The 14551-nt window shown below is 69.6% G+C and carries 11 protein-coding genes; 4 read left to right on the forward strand and 7 right to left on the reverse strand.

The features are described from left to right. Window positions 1-60 precede the first annotated feature (60 nt). Complete coding sequence (gene pgm / locus Q9G87_RS39255) at window positions 61-1689, reverse strand: phosphoglucomutase (alpha-D-glucose-1,6-bisphosphate-dependent) (RefSeq protein WP_305921651.1); 1629 nt, start codon at window positions 1687-1689, stop codon at window positions 61-63. Window positions 1690-1787: 98 nt separating this feature from the next. Here pgm and Q9G87_RS39260 point away from each other — a divergent pair, with 98 nt between their 5' ends. From Q9G87_RS39260 to thrS, 3 genes are all read left to right on the forward strand, one after another. Next, entirely contained in the window at window positions 1788-2687 is a 900-nt protein-coding gene (locus Q9G87_RS39260) for a TIGR03564 family F420-dependent LLM class oxidoreductase (RefSeq protein ID WP_305921652.1), read from the forward strand. A 39-nt stretch (window positions 2688-2726) separates the two neighbouring features. Next, a complete protein-coding gene (locus Q9G87_RS39265; protein ID WP_305921653.1) occupies window positions 2727-3323 on the forward strand; it encodes a glycoside hydrolase family 25 protein in 597 nt (198 codons plus the stop codon). A 64-nt stretch (window positions 3324-3387) separates the two neighbouring features. Then, the gene (thrS, locus tag Q9G87_RS39270; RefSeq protein WP_305921654.1) at window positions 3388-5352 is read left to right on the forward strand and encodes a threonine--tRNA ligase; all 1965 of its coding nucleotides are present in this window, start codon (window positions 3388-3390) and stop codon (window positions 5350-5352) included. Between the two features lie 48 nt (window positions 5353-5400). Here thrS and Q9G87_RS39275 read toward each other — a convergent pair whose 3' ends face one another. The 3 genes from Q9G87_RS39275 to Q9G87_RS39285 all read right to left on the reverse strand — a co-directional run bounded on the left by Q9G87_RS39275 (window position 5401) and on the right by Q9G87_RS39285 (window position 7607). After that, complete coding sequence (locus Q9G87_RS39275) at window positions 5401-5604, reverse strand: TM2 domain-containing protein (protein WP_305921655.1); 204 nt, start codon at window positions 5602-5604, stop codon at window positions 5401-5403. Window positions 5605-5773: 169 nt separating this feature from the next. Further along, entirely contained in the window at window positions 5774-6499 is a 726-nt protein-coding gene (locus Q9G87_RS39280; protein ID WP_305921656.1) for a PIG-L deacetylase family protein, read from the reverse strand. Between the two features lie 571 nt (window positions 6500-7070). Next, complete coding sequence (locus Q9G87_RS39285) at window positions 7071-7607, reverse strand: Asp23/Gls24 family envelope stress response protein (protein ID WP_305921657.1); 537 nt, start codon at window positions 7605-7607, stop codon at window positions 7071-7073. 77 nt (window positions 7608-7684) lie between these two features. On the opposite strand from Q9G87_RS39285, the gene Q9G87_RS39290 reads away from it, so the two are divergent. Then, the gene (locus Q9G87_RS39290; RefSeq protein WP_305921658.1) at window positions 7685-8215 is read left to right on the forward strand and encodes an HIT family protein; all 531 of its coding nucleotides are present in this window, start codon (window positions 7685-7687) and stop codon (window positions 8213-8215) included. Here Q9G87_RS39290 and Q9G87_RS39295 read toward each other — a convergent pair. From Q9G87_RS39295 to Q9G87_RS39305, 3 genes are all read right to left on the reverse strand, one after another. Then, window positions 8171-10327: a hypothetical protein gene (locus tag Q9G87_RS39295; protein ID WP_305921659.1), complete on the reverse strand. Its 2157-nt coding sequence runs from the start codon at window positions 10325-10327 to the stop codon at window positions 8171-8173. The genes Q9G87_RS39290 and Q9G87_RS39295 overlap by 45 nt on opposite strands. A gap of 216 nt (window positions 10328-10543) precedes the next feature. Continuing rightward, window positions 10544-12133, reverse strand: a complete 1590-nt coding sequence (locus tag Q9G87_RS39300) for a glycoside hydrolase family 10 protein (RefSeq protein WP_305921660.1) — start codon at window positions 12131-12133, stop codon at window positions 10544-10546. A 155-nt stretch (window positions 12134-12288) separates the two neighbouring features. Beyond that, window positions 12289-14427, reverse strand: coding sequence for an elongation factor G-like protein EF-G2 (locus Q9G87_RS39305; RefSeq protein ID WP_305921661.1), 2139 nt, complete (start codon window positions 14425-14427; stop codon window positions 12289-12291). Window positions 14428-14551: the final 124 nt, after the last annotated feature.

A 14551-nucleotide genomic window follows, 5' to 3' on the forward strand; every position in this document is an offset into this window, starting at 1 on the left:
AACAGGCGAGCCGAACCGCGGGTGTCCGATGGCAGTCGGAAAAGGGGCCAGGGCCGGCGGTCAGCTGAGGGCGGCGGAGACCAGGGAGCGGGCCTCTTCCTGGACCTTGGCCAAATGGTCGGGCCCGCGGAAGGACTCAGCGTAGATCTTGTAGACGTCCTCCGTCCCCGAAGGCCGCGCCGCGAACCAGGCGCTCTCCGTCGACACCTTCACCCCGCCCAGCGACGCCCCATTCCCCGGGGCGGCCGTCTGCACCGCCGTGATGGGCTCGCCCGCCAGCGACGACGCCGTCACCTGCTCGGCCGACAGCTTCCCGAGCACGGCCTTCTCCTCGCGCGTCGCCGGCGCGTCCACCCGCGCGTAAGCGGGCTCGCCGAACCGCCCCACCAGCTCCTTGTAATGCGCGCTCGGCGACTTGCCGGTGACGGCCAGGATCTCCGACGCCAGCAGCGCCAGGATGATCCCGTCCTTGTCGGTCGACCACACCGAGCCGTCCCGCCGTAGGAAGGACGCCCCGGCGCTCTCCTCGCCCCCGAACCCCAGCGACCCGTCCAGCAGCCCCGGCACGAACCACTTGAAGCCCACCGGCACCTCGTACAGCCGCCGCCCCAGCGACTGGGCGACCCGGTCGATGATGCCGCTGCTCACCATGGTCTTGCCGACCCCGGCGTCGGACGGCCAGCCGTCACGGTGGGTGTACAGGTAGGAGATGGCGACGGCCAGGTAGTGGTTGGGGTTCAGCAGCCCGCCGTCGGGGGTGACGATGCCGTGGCGGTCCGCATCGGCATCGTTTCCTGTGGAAATATCGTATTTGTCCCGGTTGGCGATCAGTGACGCCATCGCGTACGGCGACGAGCAGTCCATCCGGATCTTGCCGTCCCAGTCGAGCGTCATGAAGCGCCACGTGGGATCGACGAGGGGGTTCACCACGGTCAGGTCCAGACCGTGCCGCTCGGCGATCTCCCCCCAGTACGCCACGCTCGCCCCGCCCAGCGGATCGGCCCCGATCCGCACCCCGGCCGACCTGATCGCGTCCAGGTCCAGCACCGACGGCAGGTCGTCCACGTACGAGCCGAGGAAGTCGTACCGGCCCGCCCTGTCCAAGGCCTTCGTGTACGGGATCCGCCGCACGGCGCTCATGTCGCTCAGCAGCCGGTTGGCCCGATCCTGGATCCACGAGGTCGCGTCGGTGTCGGCGGGCCCGCCGTGCGGCGGGTTGTACTTGAACCCGCCGTCCGCCGGCGGATTGTGCGACGGCGTGATCACGACGCCGTCCGCCAGCCCCGACCTCCGCCCCCGGTTGTGCGCCAGGATGGCGTGCGAGACGGCGGGCGTGGGCGCGTAGCCGTCCCGCATGTCGATCAGCACCTCGACCTCGTTGGCCGCGAACACCTCCAGCGCCGACACCCGCGCAGGCTCCGACAGCGCGTGCGTGTCGATGCCCAGGAACAGCGGCCCGTCCGACCCCTGCTCGCGCCGGTATTCGCAGATGGCCTGGCTGGTGGCCAGGATGTGGTCCTCGTTGAACGCCGTGTTGAACGACGACCCCCGGTGCCCCGACGTGCCGAACGCGACCCGCTGCCCCACCTCCTCCGGATCGGGACGCAGGGCGTAATAGGACGTCACCAGCCGGGCGACGTCGACCAGGTCGGCAGGCTGAGCGGGCTGTCCGGCGCGTTCGTGGGTCATGTAGGCCACTTTACAAACGCGCTCCCCTGCGGGGGATGACCGTATGGCGGCGGGGGAATGTAGATTCGCGTCAGCCACCAGAACGGAGTTCTGTAACTATGCGTTACGGGTATTATCTCACCGAGCCCAAAGGATCCGACCCTGTCGGCGGCCTCCGCGACCAGATCGCGCAGGCGGCAGAGGACGGTTTCTCCTCGGCCTGGCTCTCCAACATCTTCGGCCTGGACGCGCTCACCGCGCTGGCCGCCGCCGGCGCGCAGGCGCCCCCCATCGAGCTGGGCACCGCGGTCGTGCCGACGTACCCGCGCCACCCGGCCGTGCTCGCGCAGCAGGCCATGACCACCAACGCCGCGCTCGGCGGGCGGCTCGCGCTCGGCATCGGGCTGTCGCACAAGATGGTCATCGAGGGCATGTACGGCTACGACTTCGAGCGCCCGGGCCGGCACATGAAGGAATACCTCGACATCCTGCTCCCGCTCAGCCGGGGCGAGCACGTCAAATACCAGGGCGAGACGCTCAAGGCGAACCTCAGGCTGACCACGCCGGGAGCGGGCTTCCCCGTGCTGGTGGCCGCGCTCGGGCCGCGCATGCTCAAACTGGCCGGCACCGTGGCCGACGGCACCGTCCTGTGGATGACCGGGCCCAAGACCGTCGCCGAGCACGTCGCGCCCACGATCACGGCGGCCGCGGCCGAGGCGGGCCGCGAGGCGCCGCGCATCGTCTGCGCGCTGCCCGTGTGCGTCACCGACGACCCCGACGCCGCCGTCACCCGGGCGAACGAGATCTTCGCGGTGTACGGGCAATTGCCGTCGTACCGTGCCATGCTCGACAGGGAAGGCGCGGCCAACCCCGGCAACGTGGCCGTCATCGGCGATGAGAAGGCCGTGCTGGCCCAGCTCGAAGAGCTCGAGCGGGCCGGGGTGACCGATTTTGTGGGCTCCGTGTTCAGCAACAAGGAACGCACTCGGAACCTGCTGATCGGCGCGGCGCGGGGCTGATCGGTAGACATCTCAATAAAATCCGGCAAGGTGAAGGGCGTGCTGCAAGGCATCGATGTGTCTAATTGGCAGGGCTCCGTCGACTGGACCGGCCACGCAGAAGCCGGAGTGGCCTTCGCCTTCGCCAAGGCCACCGAGGGCGGCGACTGGACCGACAAGTTGTTCGCGCGCAACTGGAACGGCATGCGCGAGACCTGGTTGGTCTGCGGCGCCTACCACTTCGCCAGGCCCAAGGGCGACCCCATCGAGCAGGCCCGCCACTTCCTGGACACCATCAGAGCGGCCGGTGGGCTGCGCCGCGGTGACCTGATCGCGCTCGACCTGGAGGAGGACGACGGTCTGCGGCCGGAGCGGGTCGCCAGGTTCGCGCGCCGCTGGTGCCACTTCGTCGAGCGGCACGGCCGGGTGCGGCCGTTCGTGTACACGTACTACTCGTTCGCGAACCGCGGAAACTGCGCGGGCCTGGCCGAATACCCGCTCTGGATCGCGCACCCGGAGCGGCCCCGCGGCCAGCCCCTCGTGCCCAGGCCGTGGCGGGACTGGACCATCCACCAATACGTCAACAGCCCGATCGACCGCAACGTCTTCCACGGCACCCGCAAGGAGCTGACAAAGCTGGGCTTTCACCCGCGATAGCATCGGTGTTCACCACTGAAGCAGCCCCGGCGCCGGGCGCCGGGGCGATCCCAAGGGAGTCACCGTGTCAGCCGAGCTACGCATCACCCTCGCCGGAGCCGAGCGTGTGGTCGCGGCCGGCACGACGGCCGGTGAGGCGCTCGAGGCCGACGGCCGCACGGTCGTCGCGGCCAGGGTCAACGGCGAGCCGCGCGACCTGGCCTGCGTTCTGGCCGAGGGCGACGTCGTCGAGGCGATCGAGGCCTCCAGCGAGGAGGGCCGGGCCATCGTCCGCCATTCCACCGCCCACGTCATGGCGCAGGCGGTGCAGGAGCTGTTCCCTGACGCCAAGCTGGGCATCGGGCCGCCCGTGGACAACGGGTTCTACTACGACTTCGACGTCGAGCAGGCGTTCCACCCCGACGATCTCAAGCGCATCGAGAAGCGCATGCGGGAGATCGTCAAGGAGGGGCAGCTGTTCTCCCGCCGGCCCGTCAGCGACGAGGAAGCGCGTGAGGAGCTGGCCGCGGAGCCTTACAAGCTGGAGCTGATCGGGCTCAAGGGCGGGGCCGCCGATGAGGAGTCGGTCGAGGTCGGCGCGGGGCAGCTGACGATCTACGACAACCTCGACCCCAAGACCGGCGACCTGAAGTGGAAGGACCTGTGCCGCGGCCCGCACGTGCCGTCCACCCGGTCGATCCCGGCGTTCAAGCTCATGCGCGCAGGCGGCGCCTACTGGCGGGGCAGCGAGAAGAACCCGCAGCTGCAGCGCATCTACGGCACCGCGTGGGAGTCCCGCGACAAGCAGGACGAATACCTCAAGCTGCTGGAGGAGGCCGAGAAGCGCGACCACCGCAAGCTCGGCGCCGAGCTCGACCTGTTCAGCTTCCCGCCGGAGCTGGGCAGCGGCCTGCCGATCTTCCATCCCAAGGGCGGGATCATCCGCAAGGAGATGGAAGACTACATGCGCCGGCGGCAGGCCGAGGCGGGCTACGAGTTCGTCAACACGCCGCACATCACCAAGTCGTCGCTGTTCGAGACCTCCGGCCACCTGCCGTGGTATGCCGAGGACATGTTCCCGGCATTCGAGCTGGAGGGCATCGAATACCGCGTCAAGCCGATGAACTGCCCGATGCACAACCTGATCTACCGGGCGCGCGGACGCTCCTACCGCGAGCTGCCGCTGCGGTTGTGCGAGTTCGGCTCGGTCTATCGCTACGAGAAGTCCGGCGTGGTGCACGGGCTGACCCGCGTGCGCGGCATGACGCAGGACGACGCGCACATCTACACCACCAGGGAGCAGATGGCCGATGAGATCAAGTCGCTGCTGAGGTTCGTGCTCAGCGTGCTGCGCGACTTCGGTCTGTCGGACTTCTACCTGGAGTTGTCCACTCGCGACGAGTCGGAGAAGTTCATCGGCGACCCGGCGGAGTGGGTGGAGGCCACCGAGGCCCTGCGCCAGGTCGCCACGGAGTCGGGGCTGACGCTGGTGGACGACCTGGGCGGGGCGGCCTTCTACGGGCCGAAGATCTCCGTGCAGGCCAAGGACGCGATCGGCCGCACCTGGCAGCTGTCCACCATCCAGCTCGACCTCAACCAGCCCAAGCGCTTCGGCCTGGAATACCAGGCGGCCGACGGCTCCCGGCAGACCCCGGTCATGATCCATCGGGCGCTGTTCGGCTCCGTCGAGCGCTTCCTCGGCGTGCTCACCGAGCACTACGCCGGTGCGTTCCCGCCCTGGCTGTCGCCGGTGCAGGTGGTGGGCATCCCGATCGCCGAGGCGCACGTGTCCTACCTGCAGGACGTGGCGAAGAAGCTGGCCGAGCGCGGCGTCCGGATCGAGGTGGACACCGCCGACGACCGGATGCAGAAGAAGATCCGCAACGCGCAGAAGGCCAAGATCCCCTTCATGCTGCTGGCCGGTGACGACGACATCGCCAACGGGGCGGTCTCGTTCCGCTACCGCAGCGGGGAGCAGAAGAACGGCGTGCCGGTGGACGAGGCGATCGCCGAGATCGTCGACGCCGTGGAGCGGCGCGTCCAGGTCTGACGACAAGGAACGGCGGAGCAGCCGCGCTGCTCCGCCGTTCCTTCCTGGTCACTTGGCCAGCGGCTGGCCCTGCTTGTCCGTGAACTTGCCGATCAAGATCATGATGAAGTCGATCAGCACCCACACGCCGAGACCGCCGAGCGTGATGAGCTGGAGGATGCCCGTCCCGATCTTGCCGACGTAGAAGCGGTGCACGCCGAGCGCACCCAGGAAGAAGCAGAGCAGGACGGCCACGAGCCATGACTTGGTCATGAGGGATTGCCTTTCGGTTGGGGGGACCGGCCGGGAGCAGGGCATGGCATGGCGCGCCCGACCGGCGGTGCCTGCGGGAAGCATCGACCGCAGGGCATGAGACCTTAGCAAGATCCACGGGCCGTCGCAGACGTTTCCGGATTTGTCGAGTTACTGAGGGTAAGTCGCGTTATTGGGTGAATAGGCGGAATGTCACGGCCGGGCGGCCGCCGAAGCGCTCCGCCTCCTGGCGGGCGAAGCCCTCGATCAGGGTGCGAGCGTAGGTCTCGGGGTCCTCTTCGGTGAGAGCCTCGATGTACGCACGGTGCTCCATGAGCGACCGCACTCCCCGCTCCAGCCCGTCGGTGACGTCCACGGCGTGGGTGGGGGTGTCGCTGCCGGCGACGGCGACCCAGCGGACGCCGTTCCAGGGGGCTGCGTCGGTGTCCGGAAATATCCACCTATTGCCCGCATCTCCGGCGGCGTCCAGGACCGCCCGCCCCACCGCCCGATGATCCGGGGTGTTCCAGTACGTGCCACCCCACGTGTCGGCCGGGTTCAAGGTGATCACCAGCTCGGGGCGGTGCCGGCGGATGGCGGCGGCAATGTCCCTGCGGAGCGCGGTGCCGTACTCGATGACGCCGTCCCGATGGCCGAGGAACTCCACGCTGCTCACGCCGACCACGGCGGCGCTGGCCCGCTCCTCACGCTCGCGCACCAGGCCGCTCTTGCCGGGGTCGAGCGTGTCGATGCCCGCCTCGCCCCTCGTGGCGATCACGTACGCGACCTCCCGCCCGGCGTCGGTCCAGATGGCGACCGCGGACGCGCAGCCGTACTCGAGGTCGTCGGGGTGGGCCACGATGGCCAGGGCGCGTTGCCAGTCGTCCGGCATGGGGTCGAGTTGATCGGTTGTCATGGCTCAACACCATAGGCAGCACCGGCGTGACGCGGAACGAGGAGAGGCCGCCCGACGGCTCGGCGTACGACGCCGTCGCGCCTGCCGGTCGCCGCGCCCACCGGTGGTGGCGCCTGCTGGCGGCGTCTACCCGTCGCCGCGCCCACCGGCGGTCGTGCCCGCTGGCGGCGCCTACCGGTCGGCGTGTCCACCGGCCGTCACGCTGCTGAACGGACCTCGGTCGATGACCGGACGCGCTCTGCGCACCTGTGTGGCGGCCCCGACGTGGGCCGCCCGGTCGTGTGGCGTGCCGGGTCGTGTGGCGTGCCGGGTCGTGAGGTGCGGGGTCGTGTGATGCGGCGGTCGTGTTTGCGGTGGTCGGGTGTGTGGCGTGCCGGCTGTGTGGTGCGGCGGGTGTGTGGCGTGCCGGCTGTGTGGTGTGGCGGTTGGGTGGTGTGGCGGTTGGGTGGTGTGGCGGTTGGGTGGTGTGCCGGTCGGGTGATGTGCCGGTCGTGCGGCCGGAGGTGGTCGTCGCCAGGGGTGCGAGGTAACCGTTCCGGCCGCAGGCGGACCGTGGTCTGCGTCGTGGTGGTCAGGGGGCCATGGTGGCGTCGTCGGCCGACGGGTCTTCGGCGGGGGCGGGGCGGCCCTCGCCCGGGAGGCGGACGTCGTCGACCGTCACGTTGACCTCCATGACCCGCATGCCGAGCATCCGGCTCACGCTCCTGGCCACGTTCATCTTGACCTCGGTGGCGACCTCCATCACCACGTGGCCATACTCCACCACGATCGTCAGGCTCACGGCCACCTGGCGGTCCTGGATTTGCGCGCTGACCCCCTGGGTGCCGCGCCGCGAGCCGATGCCGATGCGGTCGCGTACGGACTCGAAGGCGCGCGCCAGATCGCCGCCCATGTCGGCGACCCCGGCCACTTCGAGCGCCGCCAGGGCGGCGACCTTCTCCACCACCTCGTCGGCGACCTTGATCCGCCCCTTCACCGTCGCGCCGGACGGATAAGGCGCTGAGGGCTCGGGGACAGGGCCGTCCGCCGGCAGCGCCGAATTGTCGGCGTTGTCGGCGCTCTCGGCTTCGGCGGGCGGTACAGAATACTCTGCTAAAGCTTCGCTCATCACGGCCTCCTCTAGGCGAATGCTCAGGATTGTGCCGGAAGAGCACCCCCTTTGTCCGGGGTCCTATGCTGCTAGTTATGCACGATCAGGCAGGGGCAGGGGCCCCGGACAACTTCGACCGTCTGTGGACCCCGCATCGCATGGCCTACATCAAGGGTGAGAACAAGCCGACCGGCACCGGCCCCGACGACGGGTGTCCGTTCGACGCGATCCCCAAGATGAGTGACGAGGACGGCCTGATCGTCGCCAGGGGCCAGAGCGTCTACGCGGTGCTCAACCTCTACCCGTACAACTCCGGCCACCTGATGGTCGTCCCCTACCGGCACGTGTCCGACTACGACGAGCTGCGTCCGGACGAGCTGGTCGAGATGGGGGAGTTCACGCAGAAGTCGCTGCGGGCCCTGCGCAAGGCCAGCGGCGCGCAGGGTTTCAACGTCGGCATGAACCTCGGCCACGTTGCCGGCGCGGGCATCGCCGCGCACCTTCACCAGCACGTCGTCCCTCGGTGGGGCGGCGACACGAACTTCATGCCGGTCGTCGGCCAGACCAAGGTCCTGCCTCAGCTACTTCGTGACACGCGCCAGCTGCTCGCCGACGCCTGGGACTGACTGCTCCCGCCGCATGAGCACGCCGATGCCGGTGGCCAGCAGGAGCGGAATGGCCAGCGCCAGCGCCATCGACAGCACGGCCGCGCCCGAGTCGTTGACGAGCATGCCGACCACGCCGCTGACCAGCGTGCCGATCAGCCCGGCCCGCAGTGCGGGGGAGTGCTCGAACGCCGCCGGCACCACTCCGGCCGAGGCCTGCTCGGGCCGCAGGATCGCGTACACGAGGAACGCCACGGCCACGATGACGATCGGCATCAGGTTGGGGTTGAGCAGCGTGCCGAGCATGGCCTGCAGCTTGCGCCAGATGACGTCGAGCGCCTCGCCGGTCAGCACCTGGCCCACGAACCTGCCCAGGTGCGTCTGCTCGTTGGCCGGCCTCAGATAGTTGATCCAGGCGAACGTCATCACGATCACCCCGCCGGCCACGCAGAACAACGCCAGCTTCACCAGCGACACCCGCCGGCCCGACAGGATGAGCGCGGTCACCGCGATGCCCGGCACGAACGCGATGACGCCGCCGAAGTCGCTGCCCAGCCCGGACCCGCCGAGCACCATCGCGGCCGCGCCGAGCCCCACGATCGCGGCCAGTCCGATCTTTCCGGGCCAGCGGTGCGCGATCATCGTCGTGGTCAGCAGCGTGCCGGTCGCGAACAGCGCGAACGGGATGTTGCCGAGCCCGAAGTAGCGGGCACCCTGCTCGGCGCTGAAGCCCATGAAGCTGTTGAGCTGGAGCGTCGTGCCGGTCAGCAGGTCGCCGGCGAGCGTGAGCGCCGTGACGCCCGCGACCACGGCCAGCGGGCCGAGCGGCCGACGCCGCCAGGGCCCGGCCAGCGCCAGTGCGGTGATCGCCGCCCACCAGGCCAGCATGCCGCCGAACAGCTCCAGGTGGGTGGACCACGGCAGCAGGTTGACCAGGAACGAGGTGACGGGCAGGGCCGCCAGCGCCGTCGCGGCCGCGCGTATCCAGGGCAGCTGCTTGCGGCGGCGCAGCAGCAGGAACGCCAGCACGTAGAACAGGACCTGCAGGACCGCCAGGGCGGTGAAGTATTGTCCCTTCGCCGAGCGCATCGTCTGGGCGGTGGCGTCGGCACGCTGGAGGTGCTCGAAGGTGGCGCCGTGCTCGCCGGCCTGCACCGGCACGCCTACGACCGTGGTGGGCACCGCCACGCCGAGCTTGGTCAGCGCGGTGGAGGTCAGGTCGGGCAGGATCGAGATGTCCTCGCGGCGGGTTGAGGCGGCGCCGAGCAACCGGCCCTGCGCGCCGGACTCACGGAGCGCGGCCACCCGCAGGTGGGGTACGGAGCCGTGGTCGGACAGGCCCGCGAGCAGCACCGTCGTGTCGGCGGGCAGCACCGACAGCAGCGCGCCCGCCTTCGCGTCGGCCAGGCGCAGGGCCTCGCGCCGCTGGGCCGCGGTGAGCTGGTCGGGCACCTTCGGCAGCCGGTCGCCGGTCAGGTAGGGGCGGATGAGGTCGTCCACGTCCATGGCGATCATCCGGCACTTCTCCAGGTCGGCGGTCCTGACCTGGAGCGGCGAGGCGTGGTAGTGCTGAACGGCGCCCTGCCGGTCGGCCAGTCCGAGCGCGGCGCCCGGGCCGATGGCGATCGAGCACTGCCCGGCCGCCTTCAGCGACTCTCCGAGAATGCCGGCGTTACGCTGGCCGGCCACGTCGATGAGGTAGCGGTAGTCGGGGATGACGGCGCCCTCGCCCTGCTGCTCGGGCACCGGCGGCGCGCCGCAGCCGTAGCCGACGGCCGACCTGGTGCCCGCCGAGACGGTCAGCCAGCCGTCGTAGGGGCAGGTCACGTTGCCGACGGTGCGGACCGACAGCGAGCCGATCGCGCTGGATGCGGCCAGCTCCCAGAGGTTGGGGGTGTCGGCCTGAGTGAGGTCGTTCCAGTGCAGCCCGGACACCCCGATGAGCGCCACCCGGCCCGTCTGGCCGCGAGAGTGCGCCGTCCGGCCCGCGAGGTCCTGGACCGGCGCGGTGCCGTCGTCCACCTGCGCCATCCGACCGGCGCCCTCGTCGGCCCGTGCCGCCCCCGTGAACAGCCCCAAGCCGGTCAGCAGCTGGCCGAGCAGCACGGCCAGCACGACTACCGCGCGCCTCACCCCGATGACCTCCCGCGATCGATGATGTCCGTGGCACGGTAGAGGACGCTCGCCTCCAGGCGCCACAAGCCCGCGACTACCCTCTCACGAACCGAGGGTGGGCCGAGGCGCCGTCGGGCGTGGGAGCCGCGTTGCTCTGCCGGTCCTCGCACGGCGCGGCCCGCCACCCTGATGGGCGGCGGGCCGGATGGGGCTCGGTCAGCTGTGGCGCAATGGTCAGAACGCGTCGACCTTCACCTTGACCGGCGTGCTCTCGTTGTGCAGGCGGTCGAGCGAGGTGATCAGGTAGGTCCCCGGAGCCTTGACCGCGTACGGCGGGTCGGAGACGACCGCGACCAGGTTGCGGGCGTCCGTGGCCTGGCAGTCCGCGCCGGACTCCGGCAGCTGGTAGACCGCGTACGCGCGGGCCCCGGCCGACGGCGTCCAGGTCATCGTCGAGCCCGTGGCCTTGGCACCCGCCGGCTGGGCAAGGGCCTTCGCGCCGGCCGGCGCGGCCGGCGCCTGGCCGACGCGGTCCTTCATGAGCGGCAGCAGGGCGGGGCGGCCGTAGTGCTCCTTGGCGACCCGGTCCATCGCGCCCAGCGGGTTGGTGAGCAGCTGCTTGGCGCTGAAGTAGACGTCGCCGTCCACCTGCTTGTGCTTGCGGTTGAGCGTCAGGTGCGCGGCCATCTCCTCGGGCCTGGTCCAGGCCTTGTCGTCCGTGGCGCCGACCCGGTAGAGGGCCTGCCCGATGTACAGGTGCACGTCGGAGCCCTTGACGGCCTGAGCCCACCACGGAGCCAGCACCTTGTAGTCGGCCGCCTTGAAGCCGCGCGGCCAGTAGAGCTGCGGCATGACGTAGTCGACGGTGCCCGACTCGATCCAGGCCTTCGCGTCCGCATAAATCGAGTCATAGGCGGACATGCCGTTGGTGTTGGATCCGGACGGGTCATTCGACTTGTTACGCCAGATGCCGAACGGGCTGATGCCGAACTTGACGTGGTTCTTCCGCGTGTGGACGGCCTGGTCCACCTCGGCGACGAGCGTGTTGACGTTGCCGCGCCGCCAGTCGGCCAGGCTCTTGCCCTTGCCGTACTTTGTAAAGGCGGCCTTGTCGTTGAACTGGCCGCCCTCGCCCGGGTACGGGTAGAAGTAGTCGTCGAAGTGCACCCCGTCCACGTCGTAGCGGTCCACCACGTCCGTGATGACCTTGATGACGTGCTGGCGCACCTGCGGCAGGCCCGGGTTGAAGTAGAGGCGGTCGCCGTATTTGACCGTCCAGTCCGGGTGCTGCTTGGCCGGGTGGTTGGCGGGCAGCTTGGAGACGTCGGCGTCGTAGGAGGCCCGGTAAGGGTTGAACCAGGCGTGGAACTCCAGGCCCCGCTTGTGGGCCTCGTCGATGAGGAACGGCAGCGGGTCCCAGCCGGGATCCTTGCCCGCGGTGCCCGTGAGGAACTGCGACCAGGGCTCGAGCGACGACTTGTAGAGCGCGTCGGAGGCGGGCCGCACCTGGACGAAGACGGCGTTGAAGTTGCGCTTGACGGCGCTGTCCAGGATCTTGACGTATTCGGCCTTCTGCCGCTCGGCGGACAGCCCGCTCCGCGAGGGCCAGTCGATGTTCTTGACCGTGGCGATCCAGACGCCCCGGAGCTGGCGCTTCGGGTAGCGGGCGTCGGCCGTGCAGGCGGCCACGGGGGTGGCGGCGGTGGTCGTCTTCTTCTTGGTCGCCGCGGGGCTCTCGCTCGCACCAGGGCCGAACGCGTATGCGGCGGAGGTGGTGAGAACGGCGAGGGCTGCGGCGGCTAGGAGTGGGCGTCCAGTTCGCATAATGCCACCCAGTGTGACATCTGCTCAGGGATGGTCGGTACGAAAAACCGAAATGAAGTCGTGATGTCTTTGTGACAATACTCCATGGCTGGGCCGGGAGGGACCACAGCTTTCCCTCCCGGCTCCTCAGCTCATCCGAGCCCTCTCCTCGAGGCTCAGTCCTCGGCCGCCACCTTGGAGGCGAGGTTCGGCGGCAGCGGCTCGTAGCGCAGGAACGAGCGCGTGAAGGTGCCCGTGCCGTGTGACATGGATCTCAGGTCGATGGCGTAGCGCGTTATCTCCAGCTCGGGCACCTCGGCCTTGACCAGGGTGCGTCCGGTGCCGACGGGCTCGGTCCCGAGCACGCGCCCGCGCCGCGACGACAGGTCGGACATCACCGATCCCACGTGGTCGTCGGCCACCAGCACGGAGAGCTCGTCCACCGGCTCGAGCAGCAGGGTCGGCACCTTTGCCGCGGCCTCCTTCAGCGCCAGCTGGCCGGCGATCTGGAAGGCCATGTCGGAGGAGTCCACCGAGTGCGCCTTGCCGTCGTACAGCGTGACGCGCACGTCGACCATGGGATAGCCGGCGACGACGCCTCGCTCCATCTGGGCCCGCACCCCCTTCTCCACCGACGGGATGAACTGCCGGGGCACCACGCCGCCCACGATCTTGTCCACGAACTCGAACCCGCCGCCGGACGGCAGGGGCTCCACCTCGAGGTGGCAGATCGCGTACTGGCCGTGACCGCCGGTCTGCTTGACGTTGCGGCCCATCGCCTGGCACTTGCCGCCGAAGGTCTCGCGCAGCGGCACCCGCAGCTCGATCCGCTCGACCTCCACGCCGTGCCGCTTGGACAGCCGGTCGAGCAGCACGTCGGTGTGCGCCTCGCCCATGCACCACAGGACGAGCTGGCGGGTCTCGGCGTTGTTCTCCAGCCGCAGCGTGGGGTCCTCGGCCACGAGCCGGCCGAGTGCCTGCGACAGCTTGTCCTCGTCGGCCTTGGACTTGGCCCTGATCGCCACGGGCAGCAGCGGGTCTGGCATGGCCCAGGCGGTCATCAGCAGCGGCTGCTCGACGTCTGACAGCGTGTCGCCGGTCTCGGCCCGCGACAGCTTGGCCACCGCCACGATGTCGCCGGCCATGCCCTTGGCCGCGCCGCGCTGCTGTTTGCCCAGCGGGCAGGTCAGGGTGCCGATGCGCTCGTCCACGTCGTGGTCCTCGTGGCCGCGGTCGGCCAGGCCGTGCCCGGACACGTGCACGGTCATGTCGGGGCGCAGTGTGCCGGAGAAGACGCGGACGAGGCTGATGCGGCCCACGTACGGGTCGCTGGTGGTCTTGACGACCTCCGCCACGAGCGGCCCGTCCGGGTCGCAGGCGATACCTTTGACCGGTTTGCCGGACAGGTCGGTGATCTCCGGCATCGGGTGTTCGAGCGGCGACGGGAAGCCCTGGGTGATGACCTCCAGCACCTCCTGCATGCCGACGCCCAGCCCGCTGCAGAGCACCGGGTAGAAACTGCCGCGTGCGACGGCCTTCTCCAGGTCCTCGATGAGGACCTTGGTGTCCATCGGCTCGCCCTCGAGGTATCTCTCCATGAGCGTCTCGTCTTCGCTCTCCTGGATGATGCCCTCGATCAGGGAGCCGCGGTATTCCTCGATCTGCGTCTGGTACTCCGCGCCGGGCTCCTTCTCGGTGCGGGCGCCGGTCGCGTAGTTGTAGAACTTCTGGGTGAGCAGCCCGATCAGCCCGTTGACATGCCCGTTGGTGATCACCGGCAGGTAGAGGGGCGCCACGCCGTCGCCGAAGACGTCCTGGCAGGTGGCGAGCACCTCGTCGAAGTCGGCTCGCTGATGGTCGATCTTGGTGATCACGACCGCCCGCGGCATGCCGACCTGCGCGCACTCCTCCCAGAGCATCTGGGTGAGCCCGTCGATCCCGTCGGATGCCGACACCACGAACAACGCCGCGTCGGCCGCGCGCAGCCCAGCCCGCAGATCGCCCACGAAGTCGGCGTAGCCGGGGGTGTCGAGAAGGTTGATCTTGATTCCGTTGTGCAGCAGGGGGGCCAAGGCGAGATTGACCGACCGCTGTTGCCTGACCTCGACCTCGTCGAAGTCGCTGACCGTGTTGCCGTCCTCAACCCGTCCCGGGCGCTGAATGGTGCCCGTGGCGGCCAGCAGCTGCTCGACGAGTGTCGTCTTACCTGCTCCTGAGTGGCCGACCAGCACGACATTGCGTATCGCATCCGCCCTGTCGGCCGCGGGTGCCCTGCCCGCGGCTCCTGCGGCGCCTCCCGTGTTTCTTTCCGCCACGTCGCCTCCCGCGTCGTCGGTTTGTTTCCAACGCCGCGCCCGCGCGGAAGCTTGGCAGAAACCGCATGGACGCGGTGTGTTCACCAAATACCCGTGTGGCGGATATCACAAGAGGTGGAGGGCA

Source organism: Nonomuraea turcica, assembly GCF_030718205.1.
GTDB lineage: Bacteria > Actinomycetota > Actinomycetes > Streptosporangiales > Streptosporangiaceae > Nonomuraea.